Source organism: Clostridiisalibacter paucivorans DSM 22131 (assembly GCF_000620125.1).
Lineage (GTDB): Bacteria > Bacillota > Clostridia > Tissierellales > Clostridiisalibacteraceae > Clostridiisalibacter > Clostridiisalibacter paucivorans.
Window position 1 is genome coordinate 29835 of record NZ_KK211075.1, and the last position, 24768, is coordinate 54602.

The 24768-nt window shown below is 31.6% G+C and carries 21 protein-coding genes; 10 read left to right on the forward strand and 11 right to left on the reverse strand.

What is annotated here, in order from left to right; genetic code table 11:
* Positions 1–41: 41 nt before the first annotated feature.
* The 6 genes from Q326_RS0115000 to Q326_RS0115025 all read left to right on the forward strand — a co-directional run bounded on the left by Q326_RS0115000 (position 42) and on the right by Q326_RS0115025 (position 6590).
* Positions 42–1202, forward strand: coding sequence for a DUF819 family protein (locus Q326_RS0115000; RefSeq protein ID WP_026896094.1), 1161 nt, complete (start codon positions 42–44; stop codon positions 1200–1202).
* A gap of 29 nt (positions 1203–1231) precedes the next feature.
* Positions 1232–3292, forward strand: coding sequence for a CocE/NonD family hydrolase (locus Q326_RS0115005; protein WP_026896095.1), 2061 nt, complete (start codon positions 1232–1234; stop codon positions 3290–3292).
* 149 nt (positions 3293–3441) lie between these two features.
* Positions 3442–3993, forward strand: a complete 552-nt coding sequence (locus Q326_RS0115010; RefSeq protein ID WP_026896096.1) for a helix-turn-helix domain-containing protein — start codon at positions 3442–3444, stop codon at positions 3991–3993.
* 147 nt (positions 3994–4140) lie between these two features.
* Complete coding sequence (locus Q326_RS0115015) at positions 4141–4662, forward strand: peptidylprolyl isomerase (protein WP_026896097.1); 522 nt, start codon at positions 4141–4143, stop codon at positions 4660–4662.
* Positions 4663–4807: 145 nt separating this feature from the next.
* Positions 4808–5650 (forward strand): glycosyltransferase family 2 protein, encoded by an 843-nt coding sequence (locus Q326_RS0115020; RefSeq protein ID WP_169733596.1) that lies wholly within the window; start codon positions 4808–4810, stop codon positions 5648–5650.
* 76 nt (positions 5651–5726) lie between these two features.
* The gene (locus Q326_RS0115025; RefSeq protein WP_026896099.1) at positions 5727–6590 is read left to right on the forward strand and encodes a DNRLRE domain-containing protein; all 864 of its coding nucleotides are present in this window, start codon (positions 5727–5729) and stop codon (positions 6588–6590) included.
* A 75-nt stretch (positions 6591–6665) separates the two neighbouring features.
* On the opposite strand, the gene Q326_RS17630 is transcribed toward Q326_RS0115025, so the two are convergent.
* The 9 genes from Q326_RS17630 to Q326_RS0115070 form a co-directional block, all read right to left on the reverse strand.
* The gene (locus Q326_RS17630; RefSeq protein ID WP_051531541.1) at positions 6666–7232 is read right to left on the reverse strand and encodes a metal-dependent hydrolase; all 567 of its coding nucleotides are present in this window, start codon (positions 7230–7232) and stop codon (positions 6666–6668) included.
* A gap of 139 nt (positions 7233–7371) precedes the next feature.
* Positions 7372–9015 (reverse strand): hydroxylamine reductase, encoded by a 1644-nt coding sequence (gene hcp, locus Q326_RS0115035; RefSeq protein WP_026896100.1) that lies wholly within the window; start codon positions 9013–9015, stop codon positions 7372–7374.
* A 133-nt stretch (positions 9016–9148) separates the two neighbouring features.
* Positions 9149–9484 (reverse strand): YlbF/YmcA family competence regulator, encoded by a 336-nt coding sequence (locus Q326_RS0115040; RefSeq protein WP_026896101.1) that lies wholly within the window; start codon positions 9482–9484, stop codon positions 9149–9151.
* A gap of 73 nt (positions 9485–9557) precedes the next feature.
* Positions 9558–10841, reverse strand: a complete 1284-nt coding sequence (locus Q326_RS0115045; protein ID WP_034602543.1) for an L-cysteine desulfidase family protein — start codon at positions 10839–10841, stop codon at positions 9558–9560.
* Positions 10842–11037: 196 nt separating this feature from the next.
* Complete coding sequence (locus tag Q326_RS19145; protein WP_026896103.1) at positions 11038–12810, reverse strand: sigma-54-dependent Fis family transcriptional regulator; 1773 nt, start codon at positions 12808–12810, stop codon at positions 11038–11040.
* Positions 12811–12888: 78 nt separating this feature from the next.
* Positions 12889–13677, reverse strand: a complete 789-nt coding sequence (locus tag Q326_RS0115055; protein ID WP_026896104.1) for an ABC transporter permease — start codon at positions 13675–13677, stop codon at positions 12889–12891.
* Positions 13667–14317 carry an ABC transporter ATP-binding protein gene (locus Q326_RS0115060; protein WP_026896105.1) on the reverse strand — a complete coding sequence of 217 codons (651 nt, stop codon included), beginning with the start codon at positions 14315–14317 and terminating at the stop codon, positions 13667–13669. Before Q326_RS0115060 ends, Q326_RS0115055 begins: the two co-directional genes overlap by 11 nt.
* Positions 14318–14336: 19 nt before the next feature.
* Positions 14337–14645, reverse strand: coding sequence for a PadR family transcriptional regulator (locus tag Q326_RS0115065; protein WP_026896106.1), 309 nt, complete (start codon positions 14643–14645; stop codon positions 14337–14339).
* Positions 14646–14842: 197 nt separating this feature from the next.
* Positions 14843–16267 (reverse strand): amidohydrolase family protein, encoded by a 1425-nt coding sequence (locus Q326_RS0115070; RefSeq protein WP_026896107.1) that lies wholly within the window; start codon positions 16265–16267, stop codon positions 14843–14845.
* Positions 16268–16556: 289 nt separating this feature from the next.
* Here Q326_RS0115070 and Q326_RS0115075 point away from each other — a divergent pair, with 289 nt between their 5' ends.
* The 3 genes from Q326_RS0115075 (at position 16557) to Q326_RS18360 (ending at position 20471) form a co-directional block, all read left to right on the forward strand.
* Positions 16557–17267 carry a tRNA 2-thiocytidine biosynthesis TtcA family protein gene (locus Q326_RS0115075; RefSeq protein ID WP_026896108.1) on the forward strand — a complete coding sequence of 237 codons (711 nt, stop codon included), beginning with the start codon at positions 16557–16559 and terminating at the stop codon, positions 17265–17267.
* A gap of 23 nt (positions 17268–17290) precedes the next feature.
* Positions 17291–20137 carry a phosphodiester glycosidase family protein gene (locus tag Q326_RS0115080; protein ID WP_026896109.1) on the forward strand — a complete coding sequence of 949 codons (2847 nt, stop codon included), beginning with the start codon at positions 17291–17293 and terminating at the stop codon, positions 20135–20137.
* Between the two features lie 160 nt (positions 20138–20297).
* On the forward strand, positions 20298–20471 hold the full coding sequence (locus Q326_RS18360; RefSeq protein ID WP_084489681.1) for an aspartyl-phosphate phosphatase Spo0E family protein: 174 nt from the start codon (positions 20298–20300) through the stop codon (positions 20469–20471).
* Between the two features lie 55 nt (positions 20472–20526).
* Here Q326_RS18360 and Q326_RS0115090 read toward each other — a convergent pair whose 3' ends face one another.
* Positions 20527–21942 carry an S-layer homology domain-containing protein gene (locus tag Q326_RS0115090; protein ID WP_026896110.1) on the reverse strand — a complete coding sequence of 472 codons (1416 nt, stop codon included), beginning with the start codon at positions 21940–21942 and terminating at the stop codon, positions 20527–20529.
* A 285-nt stretch (positions 21943–22227) separates the two neighbouring features.
* Positions 22228–23064: a sugar phosphate isomerase/epimerase family protein gene (locus Q326_RS0115095; RefSeq protein WP_026896111.1), complete on the reverse strand. Its 837-nt coding sequence runs from the start codon at positions 23062–23064 to the stop codon at positions 22228–22230.
* Between the two features lie 231 nt (positions 23065–23295).
* Here Q326_RS0115095 and Q326_RS0115100 point away from each other — a divergent pair, with 231 nt between their 5' ends.
* The gene (locus tag Q326_RS0115100; RefSeq protein ID WP_026896112.1) at positions 23296–24648 is read left to right on the forward strand and encodes a sigma-54 interaction domain-containing protein; all 1353 of its coding nucleotides are present in this window, start codon (positions 23296–23298) and stop codon (positions 24646–24648) included.
* Positions 24649–24768: the final 120 nt, after the last annotated feature.

Below are 24768 nucleotides of genomic sequence, written 5' to 3' on the forward strand. Positions count from 1 at the left end.
TAATAATAAAATTAAAATCTATCTAATAAAGGAGAGAAATTATGAATACAGTTTTTACTAGTACAGGAAGCTTATTAGCAATTATAGCATTTATTATAGCATTGGGTCTATATGTACAAAAGTTCAAGGCATTTAAAAGCCTAGGTCCAGCATTAACTGTAATAATATTTGGCATAATACTTTCAAACTTAAAAATTGTCCCCACAATGGCAGATGTATATGGTGTTATTTTTCAATACGCCATTCCTCTATCAATGACAATGATGTTATTAAATGTTGATTTGAGCAAAATGTTAAAATTATCTAAACAGCCATTACTAGCTATGTTATTTGCCGTATTGAGTATCGGCATTGTTGCCTTTTTAACTGGCCTTATATTTGCTCCTAAACTAGATGAAGGATGGAAAATGGCAGGTATGTTTGTAGGTACTTATACTGGTGGAAGCTCTAACTTAACTGCTATTGGAACAGGTTTAAAGGCAAGCCCTGAAACATTTGCAGCAGCCAATGCCGCTGATTATGTAATAGGTATGCCAACACTAATATTTTTATTTGCAGCACCAGCTATACTTAAGAAATCAAAAAAATTCAAAAAATTCTGGCCTTATTCTTTAAATGAAAACGAACTTATAGGGGATGATCATGAAGAATTAATGAGTGACAAAAAGTGGAGCATAAAAGATATTTCATGGTTGTTTGCTATAGGATTTATAGTTACTGAAGTATCTACATTATTATCCAAAATGGCACCGGATACTATGCAGAGTGCAGTAAGAATACTTTTCATAACCACTATAGCAATAGCAATAGCCCAAATTAAACCTATAAAACAAATAAAGGGCAGCATAGATTTGGGATTATTTATCGCATTGTTTTTCCTAGCTATTATTGGTTTTATGGTTAATTTGAAAGATTTTTTCGGTTCAACTATGCTTATTGCTGTATACTTAATATTAGTAGTGATATTATCATTGTCTCTTCATTTATTACTATGTAGATTGTTTAAAATCAAGTACCAATATGTAGTTGTATCCATAGTAGCTGCTATTTCAGATGGTGCCACATCAGCATTAGTTGCTGCTTCTGCTCAATGGAAGTCCCTAGTAAGTATAGGAGTTGTATTAGGTGCTCTAGGAAATGCACTGGGCAATTATTTAGGCATATCTGTAGCCTATCTATTGAGAAGTATCATTGGAGGATAATAAATTATTAACAAAAAGGATGTGTTCATATGTTTAAATATTCTCTTTACCAATCAGGTATCCATTATTCCAATATAATATTTGAAAATAATTGCATAAAAGAAGTAAAAAAAGATGTCTTTAATAATGAATGGATGAAAGAAAAAGTATTAACAGATGAGGATATATTAAAATACGAAAATCTTTATGCTATAAATCTAAAAAATTTAAGCAATAGACTTGATGAACTAAACAAAATATTTATCAATAAAAAATCTGAAGTCACAACCTCCTGGGGTGCTATATATCATAAATCTAATGACTGTCTCTGGGTTGAAAGAAATAAAAAATTTCCTTTAGATGTACTTATAATAGATAATAAAACTGTTGGTTTTATTATCACTACTAGAGAATGCTGTAATATCTTGATAAAAGAAGGATATGAAGACTATACACCTCTAAAGCTATGGAAAAAAGAAACTATCTCTAAGGATCAATATGGGGTTAAATTCATGGGTACTTTTATGGTACCCATGAGAGATGGAGTTAAATTGGCAACTGATGTATGGCTGCCAAAAAATATAGATAAAAAAGTTCCTACTATATTTGTTAGAACTCCATATGGTAAAAAACTATATTCAGAAGCACATTTCAAATATGTTCAACGGGGATATGCTGTAGTAATTCAAGATACCAGAGGAAGAGAAGATTCAGAAGGGGAATGGATTCCCATGTATTGTGAAATAGAAGATGGTGATGACAGTATTAACTGGATTGTCAACAATGAATGGTCTGATAAAAATGTTGGAATGATAGGTGCTTCCTATGGGGGCTATGTGCAATGGGCAGCGGCAGCCAGTGGCAATAAACATCTAAAGGCCCTTGTTAGTATAGTTACCGCAGGGGGACCATTTGTTGACCTTCCTAGAAAAGGTGGTACCTTTGCCTCTGGTATGTTGGCATGGGCATTCGCAATGGTGGAAAAAAGATTTAAACCAGATAATATGATTAGAGATGACTGGGATGAGGTACTAAATATACGACCTATAAAAGATATAACTAAAAAGACATTGGGTATAGATGTACCGTTTTGGAATTACTGGATGGAGCATGATAAGTATGATGAATTCTGGAGTAAATCCAATTGGTTCCAATATAAGGACAAGATTAATACTCCAACGATGATAGTATCTGGTTGGTTTGATGACAATGGTATGGGTACTACAGAGGCTTTAGATATTATAAAAAAATATAACAAAGGTAAGAAAAAAGTATTTTTAGGCCCTTGGATGCATAGTGCCAATACTACAAGGGATATCCATGGAGTACATTTTGGAAATAATGCCATAAGATATGACTTAGATTATTATTATCTTACTTGGTTTGATAAACACTTGAAAGGTATTGATAACGGTATAGATACAGAACATGAAGTAGAATATTATACTATTGGAGATAATCAATGGAGAAAATCCATGCATTGGACACCTGAAGGTGTTAAATTAACCAATCTATATTTAAGTAACAATGGAAAATTGGCTTTTGAAAATGATGAAACAGAAAACCATGATACCTATATATATGACCCCAAAAATCCAGCTCCCCATCTTATAGATTTGTCAGAAAATGAAGTAGGTGTCCCTGACAATTATATGGATATAGAAAAAAGAGATGATGTATTAACATATACATCTGATAAATTAGAAGAAGATATAACTATCGTAGGTGATATTTGTGTAGAATTTTTCGCTTCAAGTTCTGCAAAAGATACCGATTGGATTGTACGATTAACAGATGTAGATGAAAATGGAAATTCTATCAAACTTGTAGATGGAGTTTTGAGAGCCAAATTTAGAAATAGTTTTGATAATATCGAACTATTAACTCCAAATAAGGTAGAAAAGTACACAATAAGGACTTCTAAGATAGGAAATACTTTTAAAAAAGGTCACAAAATAAGATTGACCATAACCTCCAGTGCTGACAATTTCATATTCCCCAATTCAAATACAGGCGATGATCCCGCATATGATACAAAAACCATTGAAGCAACACAAAAAATATATCATGGAGGGATATATCCATCATTAGTAAAAATACCTGTATTATAAGAGTTAGTAGTTCGTAGTCGATGGAAGGAATCATGCCAATCTCTTCCATCGAACTAATAACTACTAACTTTTTTTATAAATTTTTACCAAAAATAACACCTATTATGATACAATATTCTATGGAAAATCTTAATCTGAGGAGGAAATCAATGATTGGAGATAAAATCCGTAAAATAAGACAGCAAAAAGGCCTTACATTAAATGAAATTGCCAACGGCACCAATTTGACTGCCAGTTATATATCTCAAATAGAAAGAAATATCACTGAACCCTCTATTTCTTCATTAAGGAAAATCGCATCTATTCTAAATGTACCCATATATATATTCTTCAGTGATGACGATAAGGAAAAATTCTTTATAAAGGCTGAAGAGAGAACAAAAATGAAACTCCCAAAAAGTAATATCTTATATGAATTTCTAACTCCCATGCCCGGTGAAGTAGATTGGGACATAAAATTTTTATCTGTATATTTTGAAATTAATCCCAATAGTTCTGCCAGTGAAGATTTCTTTATCCATAAAGCAGATGAAGCGATAATAATATTAGAAGGAAATATGGAACTGATACTAGGAGAAAAATCTTACTTATTAAAAAAAGGAGACTCCATGTATATTAAAGAAAATACTCCCCATAAAATGATCAATAATGGAAATACTATGGTAAAAGGAATATTCACCCTTTCTCCTTCCATATATTAAGTAGAATAATACCCTTTCTTTGATTTACAATTTTCCTAATTTAAAATTCTTTAATACAAAAGAAATTATGTGCTTATTGAAATCTATATTAAAACTATATATACTCTAAATGTAGATAATAAACAAATAATATGTAGAGGTGATTAAATGGCCAAAAATCCAGTAGTAACAATCAAGATGAACAATGGAGATACTATGAAAGCAGAACTGTATCCTAATATTGCTCCAAATACAGTTAATAACTTTATATCCCTAATCAATAAAGAATATTATAATGGATTAATATTCCATAGAGTCATAAAAGGATTCATGATTCAAGGCGGTTGTCCTGAAGGCACTGGCATGGGAGGTCCTGGGTATAGCATAAAAGGCGAATTTTCTTCCAATGGATTTACCAATAATTTGAAACATGAGCAAGGTGTACTTTCTATGGCTCGAGCTCAACATCCCAATTCTGCCGGTTCACAATTTTTCATTATGCATAAAAATTCTCCTCATCTAGATAGACAATATGCTGGGTTTGGTAAAATTATCGAAGGTATAGACGTTGTAGATAAAATAGCAAATACCACTACTAACCATTTTGACAAACCCCTAAAAGAACAAAAAATAGAATCCATGTCTGTAGAACTTTTTGATTATCAATATACTGAACCAGAAAAATTATAAATAATAAAGTTAGTAGTTATTATAGCTACTAACTATTTTTATACCCTTTTTCACTATCTATTGGTAAAATTTCTTTATCATTATTAATAGTCTATACATATTAATACAGTGAAAGAAGTATTAGATTATGAAAGGGTGCTTTCACGTGTATGATAGTAATGGTGTATTAAAGGTTCTTCCTAAAAAAGACTACAAACACTCAAGGCCTGTTAATAAAGATTGCTATAAATTTATTATAAAAAATAGAGCAAAACACTTTTTCAAAAGATCTTCCAATAAAGATTTGCGTATAAATCCAAAATTTGGTGTCTCTATCATTACTAGCACTATTCGTAAAAATTCAATGCATAATATTTTTACTAATTATAAAAATCAACTTTATAACCATAAAGAATTGATTGTTATTCTCAATAAAAATAATATGAATAAAGATAAATGGATTGAAGAATCAAGACCGTATAAAAATATTCGTATTTTTAAATTAGATGAAAAAAAATCTTTAGGAGAATGTCTAAATTATGCAGTATCCAAGGCTAAGTTTAACTATATAACAAAATTTGATGATGATAATTATTATGGTCCTTCTTTTATCCCCCACCTAATGAAAGATTTTAAAATAACTAATGCTGATATAGTAGGTAAATTATCATATTATGTCTTTTTTGCTGATTCGAATATATTGGCTATTAATTTTCCAAGACATGAAAACAAATATGTTGACATAGTATCTGGCTCTGCATTGATATTTCCCAAGAGGATATTCAACTTCATCCAATATCCCCATATCAATCTAGGAGAAGACACATATTTTCTCAAAAAATGTATTGAAAACAATTTAAAATTATATTCTTCAGATAGATTTAATTATGTATGTATTAGACAGTCTAATCTTAATTTTCATACATGGAAAATTTCTCAGAAATCTCTTTTGCAAAATTGTAATATTGTAAAATTTACCAATGGTTTTAAAAAATATGTTGACATATAAACCTAATTTTTGAAGACACCGTAACATATTTATTTTTTTTCAATATTATATAATGCAAAGAAAAGAGGTGAACATTTTGGCTAATATAACTTTTACCCCAAATAAAGACGCATATATTTCTTCATATTATCCCAATCAAAACTTTGGAACAGATGACTTTTTATTTATAAGTAGATTTGAAAGTGATGAAGATGTTTATAGGTCATTGCTTCAATTTAATCTTAATAACTTAAGTAACTTCATACCTCCAGCAAGCACTATTATGTCTGGAGAACTTGAATTAAATGTATTTCGTAATGAATCTCCTATAGAAGGTACTTCTGTAAAAGTTTTCAGATTGCTAGGTGACTTTCAAGAAAACAATATTACTTGGAATAATCAGCCATTATTTTCAGAAACAGAGGATGGGAGCAAAACTATATTCCCTGAAACCTTTGGCAGCTTTACTATTGATATAACTAACTTAGCAAAGGGATGGTATGATGGTTCTATTCCCAATAATGGACTAATACTATTAGGAGATGAAACCCAGAACAGTCTATTGGCTTTTAGAAGTAAAGAATATAGCGATAGCAGTAAGTGGCCAAAACTAAAATATATATATACAAATGGAATAATAAACGTCTTTCCTAATGAAACAATAAATGTCCCTGCTGATAGTACCACTGCCTCATCTGCAATACCTCTAGGCCCTAAAAAACAAGCAACTTTATTCGTAGAAAATTCATTATCAACTAATTTAAGCATACGCATTCAAATTAGAAATAAAGGGAACCAATGGGCAGATACCGAAAGCTTCATCCTTACCACCCTTGGTCCTAATGATGCAGCTGCACTTACTACAGATGCTCCTGCTGAAGAAGTAAGAATCTCTTTAACAAATAAAGATACTGAAAATGATACTACAGTCACTGTATCGGCAACAACTAAAGAAAATTAGATCTATAATAATATGTGGATAGAAAGGTATACTTTTCTATCCACATTTAAGCATTTACTCTATTCAATTTATATATTAATGATTCATATATGTAACCATAATACTTATAAAATACATAAATGAAGCAGTCAATATAAAATGTTCTACAATCCCATCTGTTTTTATTGGTACAGGAAATTTGATTTTAAAATCTAATGGCCAAAATACTTTTATTCCCTTTATAGTTATAAAATCTCCAATCAAATGAGTTATATACCCTATATTGAACCCTTTATATACTTCCCATAGCCCATTTTCTGCTGCAATCTTATATGCTATAGCAGAAAACATCAAATATCCTAAAATACTGTGGGTAATCCCTCTATGAGTAGACAACCCAACCAATACGCAGACTAAGCCCAGTAACTTAAAATCAAAGTAGTACATTATAACACCCAATAAACTATAAGTTATAAGTTTTGTCAATTTGTTATTACTAAATAGTATCCTTTGATTTAGTTTACTTTTTGGGTGATCTATATCTGGAAGTAATGCACCAAATATAGCCGCACCTATTACTCCAATAGTAGTTTCAATAGAAGTATTCATGCCAAATGTAATACCTGCAGCTGCACCTATCATCATATGTGTTTTTCCTGTCATTTTTTCCTCCTTGTTGTCATATATGATCATAAACTGTCAAGTATTAATTTTAACTCTAAAATGGAATCTTTTCAATAGTATAATTGAATTTTTCAGAACAAATGTTTTGTCTTTATAAAAAATTACATTAAAATTTATCTCATCCCAATATGGCTTCCAAATCCTGTTCTGGTGTAGAAATAGGTTTCAGTCCAAATTTTTCTACCAATACTTGAAGAATATTAGGGGTAATAAATGCTGGCAATGTGGGGCCAAGGCGGATATCCTTTATACCCAAGGATAATAATGCTAAAAGAATACCTACTGCCTTTTGTTCGTACCAAGAAAGTATCAATGAAAGGGGCAAATCATTCACACCACAATCAAAGGCCTCTGCCAATGCAATTGCAACCTTAATTGCTGAATATGAATCACTACACTGGCCACAGTCAAGCACTCTAGGGAAACCAGCAATTGTACCTAACTCTAGTTTATTAAAACGGAATTTTCCACATGCTAGCGTCAAGATTATGGTGTCTTTTGGAGTCTTTTCTGCAAACTCTGTATAATAATTTCTACCTGGTCTGGCACCATCGCAACCTCCTATCAAGAAAAAGTGTTTGATCTTTCCTTCTTTAACTGCACTTATAATCTCATTTGCATGGCTCAATATAGTATTATGAGCAAATCCTATTGGTATTCTCTTTTCTGGTTCATCCTGTTGCCACCCACCTAATTCCAGTGCCTTCTCTATAATTGGAGTAAAATCTTTTTTCCCATCAATTTCTTCTATATGGGGGCAATCAGGCATACCTACTATACTGGTGGTAAACAGTCTATCCTTATAGCTATTTCTAGGCTTTTGTACACAATTAGTAGTCATCAATATACATCCAGGGATACCATCAAACTCTTCCTGTTGTTTCTGCCATGCACCACCATAATTTCCAACTAAATGCTTATATTTTTTAAGTTCTGGATATGCATTGCCCGGCAGCATTTCACAATGGGTATATATATTTATTCCCTTGTCTTCTGTCTGCTCTAATAATTCCTTTAAATCTTTAAAATCATGGCCTGATACAATAATAAATGGACCCTTTTTCTTTGTAATTAATACCTCTGTAGGTTCTGGATTGCCAAATCTCTCAGTAACAGCGGCATCTAATAATTCCATACATCTTAAATCAGTCTTGCCCAACTCCATATTGAGATTAAATAAATCTTCTACGGTTAAACTATTATCTATAGTAGCTCCTAACCCTTTATAAAAGAAATTATTCACTCCTTCATCAAATTTCCCTAAAATATATGCATGATGGGCATAGGCAGCCATTCCTTTAAATCCATATATCAATAATTCCCTCAGTGAACGAATATCCATATCTAACTTTTCATTAGACATTATCCCCACTGTTTCCAATTCTTCTATCATTTCTTTCATTGTCTCTGGTGCTTTATAATTTGCCTCTGCTGGTACATTTTCAATTTCACCAACGGCATTTCTAAGCTCTTCTTTTATTTCCTCTGCCTTTTTAATATATTCTACAAATCTACTGGGATCAAAATTCACATTTGTTAATGTGGCAAACATACTATCTACCACAAATTTACTGATTTCACTTCTAATCTTTAGTCCCTTCTCCAAATTTTTTTGTCCATAAAATCCGATTCCCTTTAATTCATGGATTAAAACATCTTGTAGATTGGCTACAGTAGATGTTTTACCACATACCCCTGATTTAACGCATCCCTTTCCTCCCAAAGTCTGTTCACATTGGTAGCAAAACATAGCATTGTCCATTAATAAACCTCCCTATTATATTTTTATTTATTTACATTAGTTTTTCTAATTAGGGAAAATCTATTCTAAAATGGATATAAAAAGAGGGTAGCTTTATTCTTCGAAGCTACCCTCTTTTTATATGAAAAAATAACTATGACTTTAACTCCATATCTAACATAGAGCTTATATCTTTATATATACTACCCATAACTTTATTAAAACTGTCTGTTGCTTTGGTCATCCTACTTACTTCGGGATATCTAGATAAAATTTGAAATTCATTTTCTATTTGTTTTGCTTGTCTTTCCATATCTCTAGCTGGTCTTTTAGATTTAAATAATTCCATTTGTCTTATTTGAAGTGCTTCCAATTGTTCCTTTACTTTTTTATTTTTATTTAGATTAGATTGTGCCTGTTTTAGCTCTTTAAATTGTCTTGTTGCTTTGATTTCATTTACTAAGGATGCCTTCACCCTGCTTAATGACATTATAATGCTCCTTTCCCAGTATTTCTATCTATACTATTATATGCAACAGTATGTTATGGTGTCCTTAGTAAATCTATATCGTCTGCATGTTTTTCATAATTTTTAATATAACCCCATCAGTAATACCCATTCCTTCTTTTGATAATATACCTAAATTTCTTATAGTATCCTCGGCAGTCTCTGCCACAATACCATTCTTATCTGGTACAATATTATTGCTTAAAGCCAAAAATGCTGATTGTACAGCAATAGCAGCTGAAGTTGAAAGCTTCAATGCACATCCAACCTTGGCACCATCACAGATCATACCACTTACATTGGCAAGCATATTCTTTATGGTTCCATTAATTTGTTCTTCATTTGCCCCCATCAACCATGATATTGCTACACTTGCCCCTGTTGCAGCAGCAACACCACAACCACAAAGGGCCGATAGTCTTCCTATATAATATTTAATATAACTATTTATAATATGACTAATAGCCAATGCCTTTGCTAACTTTTCTTTTTCCACATTGAATTTATTTTTATAAGCCACGATGGGTAATATAGCCGTCAATCCATTATTTCCACTACCATTACTGCTCATTACACACATATTGATTCCAGACATTCTAGCATCTGATGCAGCAGCAGTAAGTACCATTGCAGAATTCATTAAGTCATCGGATAACATGCCATTTTTTACATTTTGACATAGACTATAACCTACCCCCATACCCTTTTTATCCTTAAGTCCTTCCATTGCCACTTGTTCATTCATATTGATACCGTCCATCATAAAAGCAATCTCTTCATAGGATATTTTTTCTATTTCCTTTATAATGTCATTTATTTTTAATGTATATAATAAATTTATATTATTACTCCTTATGTTGACATATCTCTCTTCTAATAGAACCTCATCATTTCTCTTCAAATACACGAATTTATTATGCTTTCCCTGTATGATGCTCTTACTATCTCCTTCATCAGTAAATAAATTTACTTCAATATATATCTTTTCTTCAGTATCCTTAATTCCCAATGAAATTTTTTCGTTTTTTAATAACTCCTTTGCTAAAATAACATCTTCTTTTTCAATTCCTTCTAAAACCTGCAACCCCTTTTCACTTTTTCCCCCTATTAATCCCAATGATGCCGCAATATATAGTCCCACTTCATTGGTATTGGGTATACCCACGCCCAATCCATTTTTATATATATTGGGGCTTACATAGATATCTGCCCTTTCTATACAACTAAAGTCTAACAATTCCTTTGCCTTGGCACAGGCTAAAGCTACTGCTACCGGCTCTGTACAGCCCATAGCAGGTACCACTTCCCTTTTCAATGTATTAACTATAAGATTTCTCATTTCCACAAAAATCCCCCCATTTATAGTTCTCAAATAATTATTGAATAATATCAAACTCCCTTTCTATATATAGTTTGCAATATATATGCCAAAAAACAAATATTGGAATTCCAACATTTGTTTTTAAAATTTTCTCATAATGAGATGAAATTAAAATAAAATAGTCTTAAAATGAGATTTCAGTCTCATTTTAAGACTATTTTATTTCATATTCCTTTAGCTTCCTATAAAGGGTTGCCCTACTTATTCCCAATGATTGAGCTGCCTTTGTTATGGCATATTTACTATCTCCAAAATAGTCTATTGCCTTTTTTATTTCTCTTATCTCCAATTCCTTAATAGGTATAATTTCATCTTGTTTTTCCTTCTTTATTTCTATATCTCCATTTCTCAATCTAGGGGGCAAATCTAAATAAGTTATTTTATCAACAGTACACATATTTACAGCATATTCAATTGTATTCTCCAGTTCCCTTACATTACCATGCCATTTATAATTCATAAGGAGATTCAATGCATAATCATCAATATTGTAAATATTTTTATTTAATTTCCTATTACATTTTTCAAGGAAATGTGTCACTAAAATCCCTATATCTTCTACCCTCTCTCTTAATGGAGGAATATTTAATGGGATTACGTTTAATCTATAAAATAAATCTTTTCTGAATGCACCTTCTAAAACTTGCTTTTCCAAATTTTTATTTGTTGCAGCTATAATTCTCACATCTATAGGAATAAATTCCTTGCCTCCAACCTTTTCTATTTCATACTCCTGTAATACCCTTAAAAGCTTTGTTTGGAGGTGTATCTGCATATCTCCAATCTCATCTAAAAAAATAGTGCCTCCATGGGCTAATTCAAATTTACCTGCCTTTCCACCCTTCCTTGATCCAGTAAATGCTCCTTCCTCATATCCAAAAAGTTCACTCTCTAGTAACTGTTCAGGAATAGCAGCACAATTTATGGGAATGAAGGGCTTATTGGCTCTATCACTATGAAAATGTATAGCCCTAGCAAATAATTCTTTTCCCGTTCCACTTTCTCCTTGTATCAGCACTGTAGATGTTGATTCTGCTGCTTTTCTCCCCTGATCTTTTACCTTTTTTAAGCAGTCACTATTTCCTATAATATGTTCAAAGCTTGTCATCATAGTTCTTGTGGCAATATCATTGACTACACTTAGCACCTCAGAGATATTGCTAAATACAAAAACAAATCCAAGATTTTTTTCTCCTATCAATATGGGATTTGCATCAAATACACCTCTAAAATAATGTCCATTTCTTTTGTAACTAAACTCTCTATTTTTTATAGGTATACTACTTATAATAAAATTGTCTAGGTCAAAATCCCCCAACAATGCTTTTATATCTTCATTATACAATTCATTTCCTTTTGTTTTAAATAATTGAGCAGCCTTCTTATTATAATGAATTATTAATCCTTTTTTATCAACAGCAATAATACCCCTATCTACTGAATGTAATACTGTTTCCAATGCCTTTGCTAAAAGTTTTACTCTATGGGTCTTCTCCCTTTCTAGTAACTTTGATGCAATTAAATCTGCCATTCTATTTAAATATTCCATAAGATTTGTCTTATTGTTTATAATAGCTTTTTTTTGACTCTCCTCAAATGCAATAAGTCCTATTACACCAATAGTCTTATCATTCACTTTTATAGGACAACAAACTTCCGCATATTCCTTACAGTCTTTTATATTTTCACATCTATGACATGCCACATGATTTCTAGGATTTTCAATAATAAAACCTTCTCCTTGCTCCAGTGCATAGCCAAATACAGAATATCTATTTACTTTTTCTCCAATATGGTTTTTGTACCTACCCGTGGCAGCTATTCTATTCAAAGTATTGTCCACAATGGTCACATCAACCTTTATAACACTTTCTATAGCTTTAGCAATATTCTGGACACTTGAAGCAATATGAGCAAGCTTCATCATTAATCACCTCTCGTCTTTACTCATTAGACTTTTCAGATTGAGTATAAAAACTCCATATCTTCATTATAGCATAGATAGTTATTCTTCAAATATAAGTTGACTTTCTTTATTAAAAAAAGTTCTAAACCCTAAATGCACAAATACAATTGTAGTCAATGTAACACTGCCTAGAATCCCTAACATGATTGCAATTTGATACTGTATAGCAGTAACAGGTGATATACCTGATAGTATCTGACCTGTCATCATCCCAGGCAAAAATACTATACCCATTCCCACCATAGAATTGATAGTGGGTAAAATTGCAGAATCGAATGCACTATTTACAATTTTTTTAGATGCCATTTTAGGCGTTGCTCCAAGCATCAATGCAGATTCAATAATATGTCTTTGGCTATACATCCCATCTACTAACCTATTTACCCCTAATGAAATGCCCGTCATAGAGTTCCCTATAAGCATACCTGCTATGGGAATAAAATACCTAGGATTATACCAAGGAGATATATGTATAACTACAAATAAGAAAAAAATAAGTGTGGATAATGTGCCTATAACCATAGACAATGCAATTATTTTCTTAACTTTATTAGAAAGCTTAATTTTACATCTTTTATATATATTATTAATAGCAAATGCTTCCATCACCACAATTATTAAAATTGTAATTATAGGATTCATTATATCAAATACATAAATGAGTACATACCCTGTTAAAATCAATTGTAAAGTCATTCTTATGGCAGAAATCAATATTTGCCTTTCTCTAGATATACCTCTAATCTTTACTACTACCAATACAATTACTACAAAAATATAGGCAGCTAACATCTGGAATATATTCAGATCTATAATATTATTGTTCATTGCCCAATTCTCCCTTATTGATTATTTGACCTGATTTTACTTCAATAATATTGTCTGCAAAATTTTCAGCAATTTTCTTTGAATGGGTGACCATTATAAGTGTCTTGTCCATTTTTTTAGTATATTCTACCAATTTCCTTATTATCATATCTTCTGTCTGTTCATCTAATGATGAAGATGGTTCATCTAGTAAATACACCTCAGGATCCAATAACATTATTCTAGCAAGTGCAAGCCTTTGTTTCTCACCACCAGATAGGTTTTCAGCATCTTCATCTAATTGTTTATTTAATTTAACTTCCTCTAATACTCTATACATTTTTTCATCTGACACAATAGGTACTTGAGAAAAATATAGTCCCATCAATAAATTATGTCTTATATTTCCATCAAATATTGCTGGCGTTTGAGATAACATTATAACTTTTCTTCTCAATTCAACAGAATCAATATCTCTTAAAGACTGCTTTTTATAAAAGATCTTTCCGCTGTCATAACTAACTAGTTTATTTAACAACTTCAATAGGGTTGTCTTTCCACTGCCGCTTTCGCCAACAATACATGTGATTTTCCCACTGGGAATTGTAAGATTTTTTATATCTAATATATTTTTATATTTTACTTTCTGAAGACTGAACACAAAATTTCCCTCCTCTTTATCAATCTTTAATTTCATGGAATAGTTCATATGCCCTTTCCTTAGCTTTTTCCAAAACCCCTATACCATCATTTGTTATCTTATAATATTTTCTTACCCTTCCACTGACAACTCTCTCTTCTTTTTCAAGAAGCCCTTCAGACTCCATCATATGTAGCAAAGGATATAAAGTCCCAGGACTCATATCGTATCCATGTTCATCCAATTCTTTTATCATCCATGAACCATAAAAAGGCTCTTCTTTAGCATGATGTAATATATGGATTTGAATGAATCCTAAAAATAATCTCCTCATGATTTTATTCTTCATCTACACCACCTCAAATTCCATTTTTATATCGTATTCCGATATCAGTTTTCGATATATATTATATCATATTATTATAATTCATTGAAATATGATAAAAGAAATAAAAGAGTTAGTAGTTAATGGTTGAAATCCTATGGATTTCAACCATTAACTACTAACCACTAACTAATACCTAATAACTGCCTTCTCCCTTAATTTTACAATTTATTATTCTTCATAAACTGAGCATTAGTGCCATTTATTTCAAAAAACTCCTTTGATGCCCTCTGACCAATACTATGAGTATATTTACCAACAGCTTCAAGATACTCTTCCTCATCTATACCAGTGATCTTCCCATCTTTGAGTATAATTTTCCCATCAACTACGGAGAGGACTACTTCTTCCCCCCTAGCACTATAGACTAGATTCGGCACTATATTCCTCATTGGAATAGTGAAAACCGGTGACATCGATGGTCTTCTAATATCTATAGCTATAAAATCTGCTCTTTTACCAATTTCTAATGACCCAACTAATTCTCCTAATCCCACTGCCCTCGCCCCCTCAATGGTAGCCATTCTAAGTGCCTTCCACGCAGGCATGACTTCTGGATCTCTATATTTTATCTTATTAAAAAGTGTAACTAGTTTCATTTCATTTATTATATTGTGACAATTATTCCCTGGAGCTTGATCTGAACCAAGGGCTACATTACCACCAACTTGTTGAAATACAGTTGAAGGTGGTACAATTCCATCTATAATACCTATAGATCCTGGACATACAATCATTGAAGCTCCACTTTTAGCCAATATTTTGGCTTCATCATCGTCGGCATCAGTTAGATGTACAGCTACTAATGTTTCATCTAAATATCCTATTTCTTTTAACCATTGGATAGGCCTTTTATTATATCTTTTTACAATTTGGTAGGTTTCTCTGTCTCCTTGCTGGGTATGCATATGAATCTTTGTGTTTTTTCTCTTTGCCTCTTTTTGAATCTTTAATAGTAGTTCTTTACTTACAAAATCAGGTCCTTGTGGACCAAAAAGTATCTTAATCCTTCCATTGCCTTTATTATGCCATCTATTATATAATTCTATATTCCGTTGAAAAGACTTTTCACCCAAGGATTCATCAAACTCATATAATTCTTTTGGTTTATATACTCTTTTTTCTGCATTTCGTATAGTCTGAGTAATATTTCCCCTTGCCCCAATTTTATAAATGAAATTACAGACAGGATTCATATATGATTCATAGTCTCCCAAGGTAGTAGTCCCTGACTTTATTGCTTCTATAATAGCCAATTTACTTCCAGCAAATTTTTCTTCCTTTGTAACTACATTGTCAAAGGGTTGCAGCCCATACATCATCCAATTATTAGTATCTTGAGCAAGCCCTCTCATAATAGCTAATCCCGTATGCATATGGGCATCTATAAATCCAGGAAAGATAGCATGATGTTTCAATAACAGGACTTCTTCACCAATATATGTTTTATCAATGATGTCTTCATTATCTATTGCCACAATCTTTCCTGAATCAACCACCATAGCAACTTTTGATTTATATCCAACACCTTGCCCCTCCATAGTATAAAAATGAGGTGCCTTTACTATCATGTCCACCCTTTTCATATCTTCTCCCCTTCTCATGTAAAAATATATTTTCATATAACATCTTTCATCTTCCAAAATACCACAATAATTCCAATCATTAATTCCTCAAACTAATTGTATCTATTGGATATACTAACTATTTCTACAATAATATGTATTTTCCTCTTTTAAAGGTATATTCTTTGTAAAATTTGCCATATATAGCTATTAACTACTAACTTAATATGTATGTAATTTATTTGTAATGAGTTTATAATATAGTTATTATATAATATATCTGTATATGTAATATTGGAGGTTTTTTATATTGAAAAGAGTATTAGGTGCTATAAGAAAAGCTGTAGAAGAATATAATCTAATAGAAGAAGGTGATAGGGTTGCTGTAGGTGTTTCAGGAGGAAAAGATAGTATGATTTTACTCCACGCTTTAAAACTTTTTCAGCGATTTAGCCCTGTTAAGTATGATTTAGAAGCTATTACTGTTAGTTTAGGATTTAAAGATTTTGACTTAAATCCTATTAAAGAATTTTGTAAAACTATAGATGTTCCTTATACCATAGAAGAAACACAGATTGCCGAAATAATATTTGATATTAGAAAAGAAAAAAATCCATGTTCCCTATGTGCTAAAATGCGTAGAGGCGTCCTTCATAACTCTATGAAGAAAAGGGGACTCAATGTTTTGGCATTGGGACATCATAGTGATGATGCTATAGAGACATTATTTATTAGTATGTTTTATTCAGGTAGATTGGCTACTTTTTCTCCTAAAACCTATTTATCTAGAAAAGATATCTATGCCATACGACCGATGATATATGTCACAGAGGCTCAAATAATAGGTGCAATGAGAAAACACAATATACCAATAGTAGAAAGCCCCTGCCCGATGGACAAGAATACAAAACGAGAAGAGGTAAAGCAACTTATGAAAAAAATATACAAAGACATCCCCGATGCACGAGATAGGATAATCACATCTATAAAAAATAAAGACCAGTTAAATTTATGGTTTTAGAAAATAAGAAAGGAGTTTGCGGTATGAATAGATTCATTAAAAAAATTATAGTTGGTACTGTTGCCACATCTGTTTTTTTCTCAAGTTTTAGTGTTGGATGGGCTGTAGACTTTGGAAAAGCCTTTTTAATCCATGAGGATACTTCCATAGAAAAAATAACTAGTTCAGTAACCTATGAACATATACGAAGATTTACATCTGAAGGTTGGATAAATATAAATGTGGTACGAGCTGATTTAACTGATAAATATACAGATGTAATCCCACTATTTAGTAAAAATGGACTTTCCTCTAGAGGAAGAATATCTCAAATGGTTAAAGATTCCCAAGCAGTAGCTGGAATAAATGGAGACTTTTTCGCTACATATCATAAGTCTTCTCCACTGGGCACTATGATTTCTAACGGAGATATGCTGGCGTCACCAATGAGCAATGTCCAAGATTTGCCTGTGTTATCTATATCTGAAAATAAATTTGCCAATATAGATATATGGCAATGGAATATGGAGGTTATCACTCAAAATGGAACTCCTATAACTGTATACTCTTTAAATAAAGATGCAAAGGTCTATGGAGAAGTAAGGATGTTTAATAAATATTGGGGAGAAAAGACATTGGGAAATACTTTCTTCAATGATATGGCTGAAGTCATAATAGAAGATGGCATAGTTACTGATATAAGAGTAGGACAAGAACCTACAGATATGCCTGAGGATGGTTTTGTATTAGTAGGAAGGGATAATGCAAAGGACCTTTTATTAAATAGTTTTAACATAGGAGATGAAGCAATGCTCAATATAACAACGTCTCCCAATTTTGAAGAAATTTCAGCAGCCATAGGTGGAGGCTCCCTATTAGTTAAAAATGGACAGATGACAGAATTTGCTATAAATATAAAGGGTAACCACCCCAGAACAGCTGCAGGAATTACACAAAATAAAGACACACTTATTATGGTTACTGTGGATGGACGACATAAATCATTTAAAGGTGTAAGTCAAGAAACTATGGCACAAATAATGATAGACTTAGGTGCATATGATGCTATAAATCTAGATGGAGGAGGCTCTACTACTATGGCTATAGCTCCAAAAGATAAAGATGAGCCCATTGTAGTTAATCATCCCTCCGATGGTAATCAGAGATCTGTCATAAATGGTCTAGGGGTATATTCAAGTGCACCACAAAGAGATTTAGATTATATAGAAATAATAACTAAAGATACAAATGTTTTTCCAGACACTTCAAGGGAATTTTTCATAAAGGGATATGATAAATATAATAATCCTGTAGCAGTAGATATAGAAGATGTAGATTTTGATATTGATGGTATTGAAGGAGAGTTTAATGAAAATATATTGATACCAAAGGAATCAGGAGAAGCTACAGTAACTGCCCGATATAAAGGAGAAAAGAATGAACTAGATATAACAGTATTAAATCCGGTAAACGAAATCGTCATAGAAGAAGATCAAATCCACCTAGACACTGATTCAGAAGTAGATTTATCTAAGATATTTGATGATATCTATGGTATAAATAATGATGGATTCATGTCTAAAATATCTCCTAAAGATATAAAATGGGAGATATCAGGTGATATAGGTGATATAGAAGACGGTATCCTCTACACCAATAAAGAACCCTCTTCTGGTGCATTGACCGCATATATTGGACAAGGAGTAAAAAATGTACTGGCTTCAATAGGTTACAAAGAGTTCTCATTGGAAGGTTTTGAAGATATATCTAAACTTGATTTTAGTTCTTATCCAGATACTGTGACAGGTAAAATAACCTTAGATAGAGAAGATAAAGAAGGTTCATCGTCAGCTAAACTGATGTATGACTTTACTACTACTGATGACACTAGAGCCGCATATTTAAATTTTGGCGAACAAGGTTTACCCATAAACTCTGTGCCAGATAAACTTGGCATGTGGGTATATGGTAATAATAGTAACCATTGGGTCAGAGGAAAAATAAAGGACAGCAAAAACAAAAGTTATAATATAGATTTTGCCCAAAGAGTAGACTGGGAAGGATGGAAGTGGATAACAGCAAATATCCCATCAAATATATCTGGTCCCATAACTTTAGACAAGATATATGTAGTAGAAACTAGTCCTATAAATAAAGATATTGGTCACATATTATTTGATGATTTAAAAGCACTTTATCATACAGAATTTGATATGATGGTTCTTCCAGAAGAAACATCTATAAAAGATCAAAAAAATAGACATGTAGAGCTAGAAGAAGGTGGTCTTAAATTCACTATATTTAACCATATCAACAATACAGATAATCTACTAAAACACCAAATAAATAATAAGATTTCAAAAATATTAAATGATGATAAAGTAGCATTTACCTTTAGTCCATTAAATGATATATTACTAGAGGATAAAAATACAAATATTGTCCCTATAACCAATGGATCTAAAGCATTTAGCCATGGTGATTCCGTATTTATGCAATTAGATGATAGTAATGGAGGCATAAGAAATACAGATGCTCAACAATGGTTGTGGCTTAAAAACTATCTCTATAATTCTAATGAGAAAAATGTAGTGATACTTATGCCTGAACCTATATTTGGAAGTAATGGTTTTTCAGACGATTTAGAAGCCGATTTATTCCACAGAGTTTTAAAAGATTTCTTGAACTTTGACAAAGAAATATGGGTAATATATGGAGGAAACAAGACTAAAGTTAATCTAAAAGATGGTATAAGGTATATGGAAATAGACAAAGGAAGTCTAGGAAATGATTTAAACATTGACAATATTTCTTATATGGAATTCACAATTAATGGAGAAGAAATTACTTATGAAATATTACCTCTTTTCCCTGAAAAAGAGTCAAAATAATATCATAAATAAATTTCCATATAGTTCAAATTCTAGTTCTATATAAGATTTTCAAATAACAGTTTATTGCAGTTTAATGTTTCTGTTGGTATATAGTGGGTACAAATTTCATAAGATATTATCCTAACATTTTACTACTCAATTAAAAGCAGGTGATTCTATGTATAATAAAAATAACTTTACAAATTTAAATGATGAAATTGAAGAGATTAGGGACAAGCTCAATGAATCTATTTCATTAGGAGAAGATCCTAACAAGATACTAAAGATAAGTCAACAATTAGACAAACTTCTTTCATTATATTATCGTAAAAAAAATAATCAAGTTAAATAATAAAAGCCCGATGTTTTATAAAACATCGGGCTTTTATTATTTTTAATTAAAATCACTAACTTTTTTTGTTCAGTAACTCATATACTATCTTACAAGTTTCAGCCTTTGTCAATTTTTCCTTAGGATTAAAGAGTCCATCGCTATCCCCTTTCATCAATCCCCTATCATAGACATTTTTTACTGAATCCATCGCACTCTCTTCTATCAATACAGCATCTTTTAATGGTAACTCATACTGGACATCCCTTTTACCCATAATTCTAGTCAATATAACGGCCATTTCTTCCCTAGTTACATAGTGTTCAGGTCTGAATTTATTGTCAACAAATCCATATATATATCCTGACTTGTCCAATGCCTTTACAGACTCCAATGCCCAAGGACTTATTTCGTCTACATCATCATATATTAGGGCATAATTTTCTGCTTCTAATTTTAAGGCCCTAGCCAATATATCACAAAGTTCTTCTCTACTTATATACATATCTGGATTAAAATTCTGTTCTCTAGGCTTAACTATGTCATGATTATTAAGATATACTATATATTCCTTTGACCACGAATCTGCTATATCTTCAAATGGTAGATTTTCATTGGATACTTCAGGTGGTTTACTTACTACATCTTCTGCCTTTTCTATCCAATTACCAGCTACCCATCCTGTCATATTTCCAGAACTCTTCTTTACCTTATAATAATAATATCCTTTATTTAATTTAGGTCCTTCCAGCACATCTAGTATAGCTCCATTACTAAATTTTCCTATAGAAGCGCCACCAGGATTATTTCTAACCATCAATGTAGTATTGACATCAACTTTTACTGTATCTCCTGGTTTATAAAACTCTATATCTCCTTTATGGATAGGGTTTGGAGTATTATATTTGGTGCTTTTATCAGGTAGTCCACTTTTTGGCAACCATTTTGGTGGAATCAACGTAATATCCTGATTATACTCTTCCTTTAATATCTTTTGAATAAGCTCTGGATATGTGTACTTTTTTAATCTCATATTTGGATTATTACTCTTTGCCCATCCATTATATGCCCATAACGCAAAGTACCAATTTTCTAATACATTTGGGTCCATATTTCCTACATCTGGTAGCTTGTCCACTGCCACATTCCATTTTCTTAAAAGCATCTCTGCACCAGCATCTATGTTGTAGTCTATGTCATATTTTAATTTATTAGTATCAAATCCAGCTCCCCTATTATGTATTTGCATAAGACCTATGCTACCCCTACTTCCAGTGAATACGGTACCATCAGTATTGAAATGTTTATATACACTTTCCACTCTGGCAATAGCCTTAAGCAATACTGAAGGTATCCCCCTCTTTCTAGCTATCTCTTCAATCCTTTTCTCTAATTCCTTCCTAGATGGATTTACCCTCTGTTTTTGAGATGCTACTGTTATATTAGTTATGGGCATTATTAGTATCATTGCAATTATAAAAACAGATAACATTCTTTTTTCATTTTTTCACCTCTTTTTCTTGGTTCTTAGTTCTTGGTTCTTAGTTCTTGGTTCTTAGTTCTTGGTTCTTAGTTCTTGGTTCTTAGTTCTTGGTTCTTAGTTCTTAGTGGGCACTAGTGCCCACTTCTTCCCTAACGACTAAGAGCTAAACACTAAGAACTGCATTTACTATTAAAAAACTATCGCTAATATTTTATAACAAATTTTACTATTTGTAAAAGTTTTCTGAACAAAAAAATTACCCAGGAATGATTTCCTAGGTAGTATTATTATAAGCTATTCATTTACAATTTTTTCTATAATTCCATTCACCCAGTCAATTCCCTCTTGACCATATTCAAATCCATTGTATTTAAAATCAGACCTAAACACTATGGGTGTATTTTTATCATGTTCAAGTACAATCCTTATTGTACTCTCTATATCAATCCATCCTTCTTCTTTACTCTGTTCTGGATGAACAGGTATTTTACCGTATTTCATTATATCTTCCAATCCCCTAGTATTCCATAGGTGTACAACTTTTACTTCAGAAATTATTTTAGACAGAGACTCACAATACTTCATCCCATTCAATTTACATGATAAATGCAAATTCCCCGTATCTAGACACAATCCTAACATATCATGCTTTTCAACTAGATCCTTCCAGTCCTCTGGCTTATACAACCTATCATCATATCCTGAATACTCTAAAAAGATAGGTATATTATACTTTTCCCCTAGCAACTGAAGCCTGTCACTGCCTTCCATTGCCATTTTTTTTATTTGATCTCCCTTTAATTTTTTGTCCATATCTTTAGATATGAGTTTTACTATCATATGATCTGTGGGCATACCTTTAACCATTCTCAAATTTTCTTCCAATATATCAAAAGCTGCATCTCTTAACCTTTTATTACTATGTAAATAATAGGTAGTAGTAGGATCAAACTGATGAAATATTGGGGCATAACAACCCACTTTTATAGAACTTTTTCTAGAAAGCTTCAATAAAGAAGTTATATCTTTAGTACTGGAAAAGTTATGACATAATTGCACCCTTTTAAAATTCTTCTTAGCAATATAATCCAACCCCACATTATGAACAGATATACCCAGTTGCTGATTCAAAATAATCACCCTCAAAACAGTTTTATAATATATATATATTATATGATTTAAAACATTTAAGTTATACTATTCTTTTTTCAGGACATATTATACCATATTTATATATTAACATACAATTGTGAAAACCTTATTTTAAAATATATCAATATTGAAAAAACAATTTATTTATTATACTGATTAATCAACACTTATGCTATAATAAGGTCAACATATATAAAGGAGTGGAGGTATGTGTTAATTAATAATTGGGTTAAGATAATTTTAGACTCACTATATGATGGAATCTTGATTATTAATAAAAAATCTATTGTTAAATATATTAATCCTTCATATACAAGAATTACTGGTGTCACCAAAGAAAATATCATAGATAAACCACTTGTTAAAATCCGCCCTGGTGCCAGACTTCCTGATGTAGTTAACAGTGGTCAAAAACTTTTAAGAGTTCCAAGATTAGAAGGGAATTCTGAATATATTGTCAATATGTCCCCTATAAAAGACGATGCTGGTCATATTATAGGCGGCATATCTGTTGTTACTGAAATTAATGATGTATACAAACTTACTAAAGAACTCAATAAATCCCATAAAATTATAAAAAATTTACAAAATAGAGTTAAAAGTATTCAAAAATCCAAATATACCTTTGAAGATATAATTTCTCAAGATCCTAAATCTGAATCCACAAAAAAGCTTGCAAAAAAGATTGCAAGAAAAGACACCAATGTACTTCTTTTAGGTGAAAGTGGTACTGGTAAAGAATTATTTGCCCATTCAATACATAACCAAAGCAGTAGAAAAGATGAGCCCTTCATAGCTGTGAATTGTGCATCTTTAGACTCTAATCTTCTTAAAAGTGAATTATTTGGTTATGAAGAAGGATCTTTCACAGGGGCCAAAAAAGGGGGAAAAATTGGACTATTCGAAGTAGCCAATGGAGGTACTATCTTTTTAGACGAAATATCTGAAATGGATTATGGTCTTCAAGCTAAGCTGTTAAGGACACTTCAAGAAAATACTATTAGACGTGTAGGAGGCTTATATGAAATACCAATAAATGTAAGAGTTGTAGCTGCGACTAATAGGGACCTACTCTCATTGGTAAACAATAACAAATTTAGAAAAGACCTATACTATAGAATAGCTATTTTCCCCATTACTATACCTCCACTAAGAGAAAGACTTGAAGATATAATACCTATATCTAATCAATTTTTAGATAATATGCAGCGAGAATTAAAAAGGCGATTAGAGATTTCGGATAATGCAAAAAAGTTATTAATAAGCTATGAATGGCCAGGCAATATAAGAGAACTTAAAAATGTAATAGAATTTTCAGCTAATATGACAGATGACTCCATAATTCATGTTAGAGATTTGCCAAAAATTATACAACAAGTGGGAATACAAAAAAATTTAATATCTATTCGCCCATTAGAACAAGTAGTAAGAGAGTCAGAAATAGAGGAAATAAACAAAGCCCTACATAAATATGGCAATTCCGTTAAAGGTAAAAAAATGGCCGCTAAGTCTCTAGGCATCTCCTTAGCATCGCTTTATAACAAGCTTTCAAATACAAAGTAATCTCAAAGCATCTTTGAAAACCATCAAGGATGCTTTCTAATTTTTTAGAAATATACTTTTGTTTTCTAGAAAATTAGAAAACCTTTTCATAGCTAATCTGTAAGTTTTATGATATCTTTT

What these genes read in the sequence shown, in the direction of transcription:
- Q326_RS18360 (WP_084489681.1), top strand. Translation starts at nt 20,298, where the DNA reads ATGTATAATAAAAATAACTTTACAAATTTAAATGATGAAATTGAAGAG.
- Q326_RS0115080 (WP_026896109.1), top strand. Translation starts at nt 17,291, where the DNA reads ATGAATAGATTCATTAAAAAAATTATAGTTGGTACTGTTGCCACATCT.
- Q326_RS0115000 (WP_026896094.1), top strand. Translation starts at nt 42, where the DNA reads ATGAATACAGTTTTTACTAGTACAGGAAGCTTATTAGCAATTATAGCA.
- hcp (WP_026896100.1), bottom strand. Translation starts at nt 9,015, where the DNA reads ATGGACAATGCTATGTTTTGCTACCAATGTGAACAGACTTTGGGAGGA.
- Q326_RS0115045 (WP_034602543.1), bottom strand. Translation starts at nt 10,841, where the DNA reads ATGAGAAATCTTATAGTTAATACATTGAAAAGGGAAGTGGTACCTGCT.
- Q326_RS0115090 (WP_026896110.1), bottom strand. Translation starts at nt 21,942, where the DNA reads ATGTTATCTGTTTTTATAATTGCAATGATACTAATAATGCCCATAACT.
- Q326_RS0115065 (WP_026896106.1), bottom strand. Translation starts at nt 14,645, where the DNA reads ATGAAGAATAAAATCATGAGGAGATTATTTTTAGGATTCATTCAAATC.
- Q326_RS0115005 (WP_026896095.1), top strand. Translation starts at nt 1,232, where the DNA reads ATGTTTAAATATTCTCTTTACCAATCAGGTATCCATTATTCCAATATA.
- Q326_RS19145 (WP_026896103.1), bottom strand. Translation starts at nt 12,810, where the DNA reads ATGATGAAGCTTGCTCATATTGCTTCAAGTGTCCAGAATATTGCTAAA.
- Q326_RS0115055 (WP_026896104.1), bottom strand. Translation starts at nt 13,677, where the DNA reads ATGAACAATAATATTATAGATCTGAATATATTCCAGATGTTAGCTGCC.
- Q326_RS0115010 (WP_026896096.1), top strand. Translation starts at nt 3,442, where the DNA reads ATGATTGGAGATAAAATCCGTAAAATAAGACAGCAAAAAGGCCTTACA.
- Q326_RS0115015 (WP_026896097.1), top strand. Translation starts at nt 4,141, where the DNA reads ATGGCCAAAAATCCAGTAGTAACAATCAAGATGAACAATGGAGATACT.
- Q326_RS0115070 (WP_026896107.1), bottom strand. Translation starts at nt 16,267, where the DNA reads ATGAAAAGGGTGGACATGATAGTAAAGGCACCTCATTTTTATACTATG.
- Q326_RS0115040 (WP_026896101.1), bottom strand. Translation starts at nt 9,484, where the DNA reads ATGTCATTAAGCAGGGTGAAGGCATCCTTAGTAAATGAAATCAAAGCA.
- Q326_RS17630 (WP_051531541.1), bottom strand. Translation starts at nt 7,232, where the DNA reads ATGACAGGAAAAACACATATGATGATAGGTGCAGCTGCAGGTATTACA.